We start from the raw sequence: 12307 nt of genomic DNA, 5'->3' as shown, positions 1-12307 counted from the left end.
CTTTTTCTAAATGCACAACGGGTTATAATAAATCATTCTAGCCTTTTTAAAATCTGAATTTTTAAAATATAACTTTCCTAATTCATTTTGAGCAACAAATAAAGTAGTATCTAGTTTTATAGCCTCTAGATATTGCTTTTCGGCTTTATCATAATTTCCTAGTGCATTATAGGCTCTAGCAATTTGTAATTGCGATTTTGCAGTATGAATTTCGGAATATAAGTTGATGGCTTTTGTATAATTTCCTTTTTTAAACTCGTTTTCTGCAGTGGTTAAAGTCGGAACTTGCGCCCCGACTTTCATCAAACTAATTAAAAAAATGTAAACAATAGCTTTTTGCATATTTAGCTTAATTTAAACACAATAGGATATGCAAAAGTTACTGGATGTAAATTTCCGTTTTGGTCTTTTCCCGGGAGAAAAGTTGGCAAAGCTTCTATAATTCTTCTCGCTTCTAAATCTAAAGAAGCTGCTGGAGCTCTTGAATTTAAAATAGTAACCGAACCATCAATATTAATTCTGAAATTAATATACACCCGTCCTTGGATTCCATTGTTTTGAGCCTCCAATGGATATTTAAAGGTAGCTCTAACGTGGTTGTCTATTTTTTCTTTAAAACATTCAAATTGGAGTTCTTGAGCAAGTCCTTCGCAATCTTTAAACATTGGTTTTACTGGAATTACTGTAAAAGGAATGTCTTCTCCTTGGTCTATTTTACTAGCATCAAACTTCTTGTCGGTATTATATTTTTTATTGGAAGTCTTTACAGCTAAAGAAAATATTTGTTTTCTTAATTCTGGAGATAATTCTTCATCGGAGCTTTCTAAAGCAGCTTCTAGCTCTCTTACTTGCTCTTCAATAGACATTTGTTTTTCTGTAATTATACTTTCTTCTTTTTCACAAGAAGTATAAAAAAGCATACTTAAAACCATAGGAATAAGCACTAAATACTTGAGTTGCCATACTTTTTTAGATTTCGATTTTTGTAACATAACGATTCGTTTTTTGATTAATGATTGATTAAAAAAATGATTGATGAAGGAGATTCTGTCTGTTTTAAAAACTTCTTCTAATAACAGTTGGTAATGCTCCTTTTTGTTGTTTTTAACGGTTTTTGCATCGGCGATGAACTCGTGCAATTCGGTAATTCGGGCTTGGTAGATATAAATAAGCGGATTAAACCAGAATACAATTCGTAAGATTTCAAAAAAGATAAGATCTAACGAATGTTTTTCTTTTATATGTACCAACTCATGCTCAATTATATGTTTGTGTTCTTTTTGTAAGAGCGATTTTCCAATAAAAATATCTTTAAAGAACGAAAAGGCAGCATCTTCTTTAGCAACTTCTATGCGGTTGTAGCCTTCAAAATAGCGTGTTTTTCCTTCTTTTTTTAAATGCTGAATTTGAAGTAGTTTATATAAAAACCATAGTAAACTAATTACACTTCCAATAATAAAAATCCACTCCAAAATGCTCAATGTCGGAATTAATGATGTTTCAACTACATTAACAGAATTATCCTTAGCAGTTAATACTATTTCGGGAAGTAAAAACATATAATTTTGAGGTACGGTAGTTTTAAAACTTTCCAATTCTACAAACGGTAGAATAACCGATAATAGGGGTGTTAACAGCAAATATGCTCTGTTCCAGTTAAAAAAGGTTTCTTTTTTTAGGAAGAAATCATAAATAACTAAAAACAATAATTGAAAAGCAATGGTTTGGATAATGTAAGTCATAATTATTCTTTTTCGTTTTCCATTTCTTTTAAAATAGCCTCCATTTCTTTTAAGCTGATGTCGTTTTTCTTTACAAAAAAGGATACCATACTCTTAAAAGAACCTTGAAAGTATCCATCTACCAATTTGTTAATAGATTGATTGCTGTACTCCGATTTCTTAGTCAGCGGAAAATAAATATAGCCTTTCCCTTCCTGTTCATGATCTACAAAACCTTTACTTTCCAAAATTCTTACAATGGTAGAAACTGTATTATAAGCTGGTTTTGGTTCTGGTAATTCTTTTATAATGGCTGCTACATTGGCACGCTCTAGTTGCCATAATATGTGCATTACTTCTTCTTCTGCTTTTGTAAGTTGCTTCATTAAACTAAGTTTTTAGTTGAATTGTGATTACAAATATAACTAAATATTTAGTTTAAACTATTTTTTTAGTTAAAAAATCTGATTTTTATAAATTGTTGACCAATAATAGTTAACGGAATTTATTAGACTCCACTTATATAAAGCTTTAAATGAGGTTTTTTAAATAGACCCATGTTATTAATAAAAATGAATAAAAAAGAGGATTTTAGTAATATTGTTTCTTTAAACTGCATATTTTATGATAGTTAAGATTTAGTCTTTGTACTTTTTTCTTATAGCAAAGCGGCCTTGTATTTTACTTGGATAGTAATGATTTTTATATAAAAAAGGCTCTTAATGCGTAACAAATACTCCGTATATTAGTCAGATAAATAAAAAGATAAATGGACATTTTACTTGTTGTAATCGGATTCTTATTTGTAATTATAGGTATTTTAGGTAGTTTTTTACCAGTACTTCCTGGGGCGCCTATTAGTTGGGTAGGACTTTTATTACTCTATTTAACCAAAGCCATTCCTAACAATTGGTGGCTTTTGGGAATTACTTTAGCAGTAGCTATAGGAGTTGTAATAGCAGATTATATTATTCCTGTTGCTGGTACCAAGCGTTTTGGCGGTAGTAAATACGGAATGATAGGGACAACAGTTGGGTTAATTGTTTCTATTATTTTCCCAATTTTAGGATTATTTGGTATTGTAATTTGGCCTTTTGTAGGTGCTTTTGTTGGAGAGCTACTTAATAAAGCTGATAATAAAACCGCTCTCAAAGCTGCTTTTGGCTCTTTCCTCGGTTTTTTAACTGGAACCTTTTTAAAGTTTGTAGTGGCTATAGTTTTTTTAGGAATTTATATAGCCAAAGTATGGGAGTTTAGAAGTTTGTTGTTTTAATCTCTCATTAAGGGTTTTATTCCCCAGATCCTGTGCTGAGTTTACCAAAGGGCTCTGCATCGAAATGGGTTTAATTTGTTTGCTTTGAATACCTCTTAGGCTTACCTCGAGGTAGTTATTTTTTCCCTTTTTACTTCTTATAATTAATGTTATTTTAAGCCTAATTTATACGTATTAAGCAAACGGATATTCCCTAACTTTGCAGTATGTACGCACTTGTAGATTGTAATAACTTTTATGCTTCTTGTGAGCGGGTTTTTCAGCCTCAGCTTAACCACAAGCCTATTGTAATACTTTCTAATAATGATGGTTGTGTTATTTCGCGTAGCGATGAAGCTAAAAAAATTGGCGTACCAATGGGTGCACCCGCTTTTAAATACAAAGATTTTTTTAAGAAACATCACATCCATGTTTTTTCGTCTAATTATCCCTTATATGGCGATATGAGTTCTAGGGTGATGAATATTTTAAAACAATTCACCCCACTGGTGGAGCACTACAGTATTGATGAGGCTTTTTTAAAGTTTGAAATGTATGCTAAAATTGATTTCTCTTTGGAAGGAAATGCTATTAAAGAGCGTATTTTTAAATGGACAGGGATGCCAATTAGCATTGGTATTGCTCCAACAAAGGCACTTACTAAAGTTGCTAATAAAATTGCAAAAAAATACAAAGAACGTACTAATGGGGTCTATGTAATAGATACGGAAGAGAAACGAATTAAAGCGCTCCGTTGGACAAAAATTGAAGATGTTTGGGGAATTGGCCGTGGTAATACACGCCGATTGGAAGTTAGAGGGGTTAAAACCGCTTTAGATTTTACACTTTTAGACGATACTTGGGTACGGAGTAATTTGGGGGTTGTTGGACTTCGTTTAAAGAAAGATTTACAAGGAGAGCCTACTCTAGCACTCGAAAATGATGTTACTGCACCCAAAAAAGCAATTGCAACCACAAGAAGCTTTGAATATACTTTTTCGGATCTGGATAATTTAAAAGAACGTATTTCTACCTTTGCCGGAAGTTGTGCCGAAAAGCTTAGAAAACAACATAGCAGCTGTAATTTTATATATGTTTTTTTAAGAAGCGATCGTCATAAAAAAGAAGAACAACAACACCGCCCAGGTTTATTAATAACCTTGCCCTATCCTACAGATTCTACACTTACACTTGTAAAATATGCAACGCAAGCAGTAGAAAGTATGTATGAAAAAGGAATAAAATACAAAAAAGCAGGCGTGGTAGTTTCTGGTTTGGTACCAACAAATGCCCGACAATTAGATTTGTTTTTAGAGGAAAATCCAAAACATCATGAATTGATGAAAACTATTGATGGAATTAATAATAAATATGGAAATTTAAAAATACGTATTGCAAATCAGGATTTAAAGCGAACATGGAAAATGAAACAAGAACACCTTTCTCCTCGCTATACTACAAATCTAGACGATATTATAAAGGTGCGTTGAAATTTCACAAAACCTTTGATGGTAATATTATAGACAGATAAATATCCATGTTTAATCCCTCATAGAGGGTCTAATTCCCCAGAGCCTGTGCTGAGTTTACCGAAGGGCTCTGCGTCGAAATGAGTTAAATTTGTTTCCTTTGAATACCTCGTGGGCTTGCCCCGAGGTAGTTGATTTTTAGACACACAATGGAATGATTATTTGTAGATTCCATACAACCAAAAATAAGCACATGAAAGACGATAAATTGATTTTTTTTAAACCCGATGCCGATGCTTCTTTAGAATTACAAGTAGTGGAAGGCGGAATTTCAGCAGGATTTCCATCTCCTGCAGAAGATTTTAAAGAAACAACAATAGATCTCAATAAGGCTTTAATAAAAAATAAAGAAGCTACTTTTTATGCACGTGTTAGCGGACAATCTATGACAGGTGCTGGTTTAGACGATGGCGATTTATTAATAATAGATAAAAGCATAGAACCAGTAAATGGAAAAATAGCAGTGTGTTTTATTGAAGGGGAATTTACGGTAAAGCGACTTAAAATTGAAAAAGGAGAACTCTTCTTAATGCCCGAAAATAAGCGTTACAAACCTATAAAAGTCGAAGAAAACGACGAACTTATCATCTGGGGTATTGTTACTTATGTAATTAAAAGTTTATAGTTTATAGTTGAAAGTTTGTAAAGTAAAAAAGTAAAAAGTTACGCTGTTATGTTGTTATGTTGTTACGATGTTTTAGGAAAGTTTTTTCCTTCTGCATTCTGTCTCCCGACTTCTGTCTTCTGACTTTTTTTCATTTCCAAATCCTCAAATTGAGGCATTTACAACTTTGAACCTTTGCGACTTTGCATCTTTGAGTCAAAAAGTTACGCTGTTATGGAGTTACGATGTTACAATGAAAAAACTGCATACTGTAACTGTCAACTGAACACTCCCGTCTTCATTTCATTTCCTCATTTCCAAATTAGCAAATTTATAACTCTGTCCCTCTGCCACTTTGCATCTTTGAGTTAAAAAGTTACGCTGTTATAAGGAAACAAGAATAAAGAGAAGAGAATATAGATTTTTCTTGACTCCTGACTCTTGATTGAAAAAGAGAGAAGTCGGAAGCCTGAAGTAAAAGTTACGCTGTTATGGAGTTACGATGTTACAATGAAAAAACTGCATACTGAACACTTTTTTTATTGAAAAATTTAAAGATTGAAGGATTGAAAAAGTCAGGAGTCCGAAGCCCGAAGTAAAAAGTTACGTTGTTACAAAGAAAAAAACTTCCTAAATCCTACTGAATACAAGACTCCCAACTCCCGACTTCTGTCTTCCGTCTTCATTTCATTTCCAAATCTTCAAATCCTCAAATTGAGGCATTTACAACTTTGAACCTTTGCCACTTTGCATCTTTGAGTCAAAAAGTTAATAAGTTATTGAGTTATATTGTTGTGATATTTCAGAAAAACTTTTTTTTGCCTAAAGCCTAAAGCCTAAAGCCTAAAGCCTAAAGCCTAAAGCCTAAAGCCTAAAGCCTACTTCTTTTATTCACAATTTCTCTTTATCTACTTTACTTATCAAACAAGAGTTGTATTTTAGTCGCATGATATTAGTAACTGGGGGAACAGGACTCATAGGTGCACATTTGCTTTTAAAGCTATCTCATTCAGAAGAAAAGATAAGGGCTATTTATAGAAATGAAGCTAAACTTAGCTTTGTAAAAGATTTCTTTTCTTCAGAAGGAAAAGCTATTCAATATGATAAAATAGAATGGATTCCTGCCGATATTACCGATATTCCTGCGCTAGAAATAGCTTTTGAAAATGTAACACATGTATATCATTGCGCAGGACTTATTTCTTTTGACCCCTCAGAATACCGCCAGTTACGAAAAACTAATATTGAAGGCACAGCTAATATTGTTAACTTATGTATTGCCAATGCGGTTAAAAAATTGTGTTATCTAAGCTCTATTGCAACATTAGGAGACAAGGTTACCTTGGATACTATTGACGAAACTACCTATTGGAATCCAGAAGCAGAGAATAATGTGTATGCAATTACCAAGTTTGGTGCGGAAATGGAGGTTTGGAGAGGTACACAAGAAGGATTACCTGTTATTATTTTAAATCCAGGAGTTGTTTTAGGCGAAGGTTTTAAAGAAGCTCCAAGCCTTGCTTTTTTTAAAATGATAGAAAACGGATTATCTCATTACCCACCAGGAAGTACAGCTTTTGTAGATGTTAAAAACGTGGTGGAAGCTTTAGTACAAGGAATGCAAGCTAATATTGTAAATGAACGTTTTATTGTTATTGGGGCAAATATGAGTTATAAAAAAACGCTTCATACAATTGCTGAAGCATTAAATAAGAAGCAACCTAGCCGAGCCCTTACAAAATGGCAATTAAGCCTGTTATGGCGCTTAGATTGGCTATTAGCATTGTTTCCGTGGCGAAAAAGAAAATTAACAAAAAACGCAGCTCATTCTTTAATAACCAAAACTATGTATAGCAATGCTAAAATTCAGGATAAACTTCATGTAAAGTTTATCCCTTTAGAGGAAACTATAAAAAGAATAGTAGCTAAAAACGCATATTAGAATTATTTTTCAGGAGCTTTAGTAGGAGTTTCTACAGCTTTCTCTTCAGCTTTTTTAACTTTTATATTTTGAGTTTTCTTTAATTTGCTATCAATAGAATCTTTCAACTTCTGAAGTCTTTTTTCAACCTCTGTAAACATTTCTAACTGCACATTAGGATTGGAAGTATAGTAAATACTATTTTGAGATAGTTGTGCGCTATCTACATTGTACTTTCTATAAATATATTCCTCAGGATCAAAATTGTATTCTTCTAATTTATTGGCAGCAGTAGCTTTTGAGGCATTAAGAATGGAAATGTCATAATAAATATCAATCATAACATCTTTATCGATAAGCTTTTCTGGCTTATCCACAATAGGTTCCTTACATCCTAAAAATGCAATAAAAAGTAATAAAAATAACCCTACTTGCTTCATTTCTTTAATTTAATCTCTGTTAAAAGTAAGTCTTTTTACATTTCTTTCTTCAGATATTTTTCCGTTTTGGTATGCTAAATTTCCGTTTACAAATGTATGTGTTACTTGTGCGCTAAAAGAAGTTCCTTCAAAAGGAGACCAACCACATTTGTAAAGAATGTTGTTTTTAGTAACCGTCCAACTACTATTTCTATCAACCAATACTAAATCTGCAAAATAACCTTCTTTAATATAGCCTCTTTTTTCAATATTGAAAAGAATTGCAGGATTATGACACATTTTTTGTACCAATTTTTCTAAAGAGATTTTTCCTTCTTTTACCTTTTCTAAAAGTGCCGATAAGGTGTGTTGTACCAGCGGACCACCAGAAGGAGCATTGGTATAAATATTTTGTTTTTCTGCTAATGTATGTGGGGCATGGTCGGTTGCTAAAACATCTATACGATCGTCTAGTAAAGCCTCCCAAAGTCCGTCTCTATCTGCGGCAGTTTTTACGGCAGGATTCCATTTTATAAAGGTCCCTTTTTCATCATAATCGGCATCCGAAAACCAAAGGTGATGCGTACAAACTTCTGCAGTAATTCTTTTTTCTTCTAACGGAATGTCATTTCTAAAAAGATTGGTTTCTTTTGCAGTAGATACATGGAATACATGTAGGCGAGCATTCGTTTTTTTAGCTAATTCTATAGCTCTTGAAGATGATAAATAACAAGCTTCTTCACTTCTAATTATAGGATGGTATTTTATCGGAATAGCATCACCAAACTCCGCTTTATATTTTTCTAAATTGTTTTTTATAGTAGTTTCATCTTCACAATGTGCAGAAATTACAAGTTCGGTATTCGAAAAAATCTTTTCAATAACCTCCTCATTATCTACTAACATATTCCCAGTAGAAGATCCTAAAAAGAGCTTTACACCCGCACAGGCATTTTTATCAAGCCTTTTTAATTCTTCTAAATTATCGTTAGTACCGCCAAACATAAAAGAATAATTAGCAAAAGAAGTTTGCTTTCCAATCTCCATTTTCTCTTCTAGTTTTTCAATAGTAACCGTTTGCGGATTGGTATTTGGCTGCTCCACAAAAGTAGTTACCCCACCAGCAATAGCAGCTCTACTTTCTGTAGCAATAGTTCCTTTATGGGTAAGTCCTGGTTCTCTAAAATGAACTTGGTCGTCTATAATTCCAGGCATTAAAAGTTTTCCTTCAGCATCTATAATCGTTGCATTTTCAGCAGAAAGGTTTTTCCCTATTTTTTTTATAAACTCCCCTTCAATTAGCACATCCCCTTCAAATAGTTGAAATTCGTTTACAATAGTGGCGTTTTTTATAATAGTTTTCTTCACACGAATAAATTTAGGTTAAACAATTGATTTTAAGACTATTATGTAATTAAGAAAAAAATCGCTACTTCTTAAAAGCCTTTATTTTATTCACCCCTTTTTGTGGAGGCGTTTGTTTTGTCTATAATAAATCCCTCTATGAGGGTTTCATTTCTTCTGATTCTAATTTCAATACAAAGTTTTATTTAGACAGTTTTTCTAAATAAGCTATTCCATTTTAGGGAGAGCACACCAAAAACTGCTTCATTTATAATTTTACCACTCATTTTAGATTTTCCAAGCTCTCTATCTTTAAAAATAATTGGAACTTCAATAATTTTAAATTTATGAAGATGCGCTTTAAATTTCATTTCTATTTGAAAGGCATATCCAATAAATTTAATGGCATCTAAATTAATGGTTTCAATAACTTCTCTTTTATAACACATAAATCCAGCTGTAGGATCGTGCACTTTCATTCCAGTAATTATTTTTACATATACCGACGCTCCATAAGAAAGTAGGATTCTTCGTAATGGCCAATTCACAACATTTACACCGTTTACATAGCGTGAACCAATGGCAACACTAGCATTTTCGCTTACACAAGCATTATAAATACGGATGAGGTCTCTTGGATTGTGAGAAAAATCGGCATCCATTTCAAAAATGTATTCGTAATGGTGTTTTAATGCCCATTTAAAACCATGAATGTAGGCTGTTCCTAAACCCGACTTTTCTTTTCGTACTTCTAAATGTAATTGCTGCGGAAATTTTTCCTGCAGAGAAGTTACTTTTTGAGCAGTACCATCGGGAGAATTATCATCCACAATAAGCACATGAAAAGCTTTTTTAAGTTCAAAAACAGCTTGAATTATGGCTTCTACATTTTCAATTTCGTTATATGTAGGGATAATTACTAAGCTATCTGACTGCATGCTATTTTTCTTGAAGCCACAAAAATAACATTTAATCTATCATTGATGGTTTAATTTCACATCGTTTTAAGCTAAAATCTGCTAAATTTTGTTCAATTTATACTTTATAGATACTCATAATGGGAGTTGATTAAAAAATATTTGTAATATCTTTTAGTTTTTTAAACCGATTTTAAGGAATTTTGCACTTCAATTATTGAGTACTTTTACCAATATTTAGAAAATAATTATGATTGATAAAAACCTTTCTAACAAAATAATCCTTTCATTTTTAATAATAGTAACGGTTGTAAACCTTATTCAAAGTGCTTTTACAGGATTAATTTTTGATGAAGCTTACTATTGGTATTTTGCCCAAAATCTAAGTTGGGGGTATTTTGACCACCCACCAATGGTTGCCTTTTTGGTGAATTTAGGTATTAATATTTTTGATGGAGAATTGGGAGTTAGACTAGCATCTCCTTTTTTATATGCTGCAAATGTTTTTTTATTATGGAAACTTATAGAAACAGACAAAAAGTATAAATATACTTGGCTTTTTATGGCTTTTGTTAGCAGCATAGGTTTAATGGTAGCATACGGATTTATGATTTTGCCAGATACTGCTTTGCTAACTTTTAGCTTGTTATTTGTTTGGGCTTATAAGCGCTTTTTATTAAAAAAAGACACTATCTCGGTGTTGGTTTTAGGATTTAGTATGGCTGCCGTTATGTATTGTAAATACCACGGAATATTGCTTATAGGCTTTGTCTTACTATCAAACCTAGCGCTTTTAAAAAATAGTAAATTTTGGTTGGCAACAGCTATTTCTTTGGTATTATATACTCCCCATTTAGTGTGGCTGTATCAAGTAGATTTTGCGCCTTTAAAATACCATCTTTTTGATCGTGCAAATAGCGCTTACCGTATAAAGTTTACGCTTGATTATCTTGTAAATTGTATTGCAGTTGCTGGTTTATGTTTTCCTTTAATGTATTTTGCTTTTTATAAACTTCCTTCTAAAGACAAGTTCGATAAAGCATTAAAGTTTTTAGGGTATGGTGTTTTTCTATTTTTCTTATTTTCTAGTTTCTCCAGAAAAACACAAGCGCAATGGGTTATTTTAATTGTAATTCCGCTAATTTTATTTACATTAAGATACGCATATGAGCATGAGAATTATAGAAAATGGCTTTTTAGAATTAGTGTTTTTTCGGTTATTTTAATTCTCTATTTAAGAGTAGCTCTTATTTACCAACCCATATCTCCTATTAAATATGAGGCTTATGGTAATAAAAAGTGGGTAACAGAGCTAAAAGATAAGGTTAAAGGGATTCCTGTAGTTTTTCATAACTCATATAGAGATGCCGCAATGTATGGTTTTTATTCTGAAGGAGGTACGGTATTTTCTTCTAATGATTTACACGCCAGACAAAATCAATTTGATTTGGATAGCTCTGAATTTAAAGTGAGAAATAAAAAGGTTGCTTATCTAACTGGAAATCATGAATATTTAATTGATTCTACAGTTTCTATAATCAGAGAATTTAAAAATCATAAAATTAGAGGAACTATAATTGACTCATTGAAGACTTACAAAAAAATGAAGATTACAATAGATAAGGATTCTTTTAAAAATAAAGTTGCTACAAATTTCTCTGCGGAATTGTATAATCCTTATAACGAAACTATTCCAACAGATTCCTTAACATATGCAGCTGTATTTTACGACACTAACAAAAGAGGTATTAAGGTTATCCCTCTATTAGTGGATAATTCTTCAGCTAAAATAAAAAAAGAAGAAACAGTTTCTATTCAGGTAAAAATTCCAGACACTGTTGTAATTCCGGAGATACAATATTTTAGAATGGGAATAATTCATAATGGTATATATCCAGGGTTTCAAGGAGAAATGATAAAGTTAGATAACTAGTGAACGAAGTATTAAGAAATACCAACTTTCATACCACTGAAACGATTTTGCTCTTTTCAGCTTTAGTAAGTCTTACACTTGCTAAGCTAATGAACGAACAGAAGTTTCAAGCATTTATCATGCTTTTTATTAATTATAAATATTTAAAAATATATAGCAAAGAAGGGAATCAATCAACAAGTGTTTTTAATTTTTTCTTATTTATACCGCAGCTTGTTTGCCTTTCTTTAATAGTTTGGATTACCGTAGAATTTTTAGATTTTCCGTTAACTATAAACCCATATTTAATACTTCCATTTTTATTTCTATTTATTCTTTTTAAGTTTTATTTAGAAAAAATAATAGCAACAATTTTTGATATATTGCCTTTTGTAGAAAGTTTTCATTTTCATAAAGTAACTTATAGAAATCTTTCAGCATTAGTATTACTTCCGTTGATTAGTTTATTCATTTACAGCGATTTAAGGGGCAATATTGTATTTTATATAATAATACTTACATTTCTTTCTCTTAATACTATTTCTACAGTACTTACATTAAGAAATCATCAAAAATTAATAGGAAAATATTTATTTTATTTTATTTTGTATCTTTGCGCGCTAGAAATAGCCCCTTATTTGATACTAATAAAATTTTATTTTATTGATAAGGCTTCAAACTAACGGAT

Annotated in this window: 12 protein-coding genes; 6 read left to right on the top strand and 6 right to left on the bottom strand. The window is 31.8% G+C overall.

The window, feature by feature from the left end; all coding sequences use genetic code 11:
- Positions 1-6: 6 nt before the first annotated feature.
- Genes JOOMADRAFT_RS03980 through JOOMADRAFT_RS03970 form a run of 3 tightly spaced genes read right to left on the bottom strand, consistent with a single transcriptional unit; the run spans position 7 to position 2107 of the window.
- On the bottom strand, positions 7-342 hold the full coding sequence (locus JOOMADRAFT_RS03980) for a tetratricopeptide repeat protein (RefSeq protein WP_008611480.1): 336 nt from the start codon (positions 340-342) through the stop codon (positions 7-9).
- Between the two features lie 2 nt (positions 343-344).
- The gene (locus tag JOOMADRAFT_RS03975) at positions 345-1742 is read right to left on the bottom strand and encodes a M56 family metallopeptidase (protein ID WP_008611479.1); all 1398 of its coding nucleotides are present in this window, start codon (positions 1740-1742) and stop codon (positions 345-347) included.
- Positions 1743-1744: 2 nt separating this feature from the next.
- A complete protein-coding gene (locus JOOMADRAFT_RS03970) occupies positions 1745-2107 on the bottom strand; it encodes a BlaI/MecI/CopY family transcriptional regulator (protein WP_008611478.1) in 363 nt (120 codons plus the stop codon).
- Positions 2108-2490: 383 nt separating this feature from the next.
- On the opposite strand from JOOMADRAFT_RS03970, the gene JOOMADRAFT_RS03965 reads away from it, so the two are divergent.
- The 4 genes from JOOMADRAFT_RS03965 (at position 2491) to JOOMADRAFT_RS03950 (ending at position 7048) form a co-directional block, all read left to right on the top strand.
- Positions 2491-2994, top strand: coding sequence for a DUF456 domain-containing protein (locus JOOMADRAFT_RS03965; protein WP_008611477.1), 504 nt, complete (start codon positions 2491-2493; stop codon positions 2992-2994).
- 206 nt (positions 2995-3200) lie between these two features.
- Positions 3201-4463 (top strand): Y-family DNA polymerase, encoded by a 1263-nt coding sequence (locus tag JOOMADRAFT_RS03960; RefSeq protein WP_008611476.1) that lies wholly within the window; start codon positions 3201-3203, stop codon positions 4461-4463.
- Positions 4464-4695: 232 nt separating this feature from the next.
- Positions 4696-5127 (top strand): LexA family protein, encoded by a 432-nt coding sequence (locus JOOMADRAFT_RS03955; RefSeq protein WP_008611475.1) that lies wholly within the window; start codon positions 4696-4698, stop codon positions 5125-5127.
- 925 nt (positions 5128-6052) lie between these two features.
- On the top strand, positions 6053-7048 hold the full coding sequence (locus JOOMADRAFT_RS03950; protein ID WP_008611474.1) for an NAD-dependent epimerase/dehydratase family protein: 996 nt from the start codon (positions 6053-6055) through the stop codon (positions 7046-7048).
- A 2-nt stretch (positions 7049-7050) separates the two neighbouring features.
- On the opposite strand, the gene JOOMADRAFT_RS03945 is transcribed toward JOOMADRAFT_RS03950, so the two are convergent.
- The 3 genes from JOOMADRAFT_RS03945 to JOOMADRAFT_RS03935 all read right to left on the bottom strand — a co-directional run bounded on the left by JOOMADRAFT_RS03945 (position 7051) and on the right by JOOMADRAFT_RS03935 (position 9728).
- Positions 7051-7467 carry a DUF4296 domain-containing protein gene (locus JOOMADRAFT_RS03945; protein WP_008611473.1) on the bottom strand — a complete coding sequence of 139 codons (417 nt, stop codon included), beginning with the start codon at positions 7465-7467 and terminating at the stop codon, positions 7051-7053.
- A gap of 9 nt (positions 7468-7476) precedes the next feature.
- Positions 7477-8814, bottom strand: a complete 1338-nt coding sequence (locus JOOMADRAFT_RS03940; RefSeq protein ID WP_008611472.1) for a dihydroorotase — start codon at positions 8812-8814, stop codon at positions 7477-7479.
- 182 nt (positions 8815-8996) lie between these two features.
- Positions 8997-9728 carry a polyprenol monophosphomannose synthase gene (locus JOOMADRAFT_RS03935; RefSeq protein ID WP_008611471.1) on the bottom strand — a complete coding sequence of 244 codons (732 nt, stop codon included), beginning with the start codon at positions 9726-9728 and terminating at the stop codon, positions 8997-8999.
- Between the two features lie 229 nt (positions 9729-9957).
- Here JOOMADRAFT_RS03935 and JOOMADRAFT_RS03930 point away from each other — a divergent pair, with 229 nt between their 5' ends.
- Together JOOMADRAFT_RS03930 and JOOMADRAFT_RS03925 are read left to right on the top strand one after the other, a co-directional pair.
- A complete protein-coding gene (locus tag JOOMADRAFT_RS03930; protein WP_008611470.1) occupies positions 9958-11640 on the top strand; it encodes an ArnT family glycosyltransferase in 1683 nt (560 codons plus the stop codon).
- Positions 11640-12302, top strand: a complete 663-nt coding sequence (locus JOOMADRAFT_RS03925) for a DUF4271 domain-containing protein (protein ID WP_008611469.1) — start codon at positions 11640-11642, stop codon at positions 12300-12302. The genes JOOMADRAFT_RS03930 and JOOMADRAFT_RS03925 overlap by 1 nt, the downstream gene beginning before the upstream one ends.
- The last annotated feature ends 5 nt before the right edge of the window (positions 12303-12307 follow it).

Source organism: Galbibacter orientalis DSM 19592, from assembly GCF_000260115.1.
GTDB lineage: Bacteria > Bacteroidota > Bacteroidia > Flavobacteriales > Flavobacteriaceae > Galbibacter > Galbibacter orientalis.
Note: the sequence above shows the minus strand (reverse complement) of the source record. Positions and strands in the feature narration are given on the sequence as shown.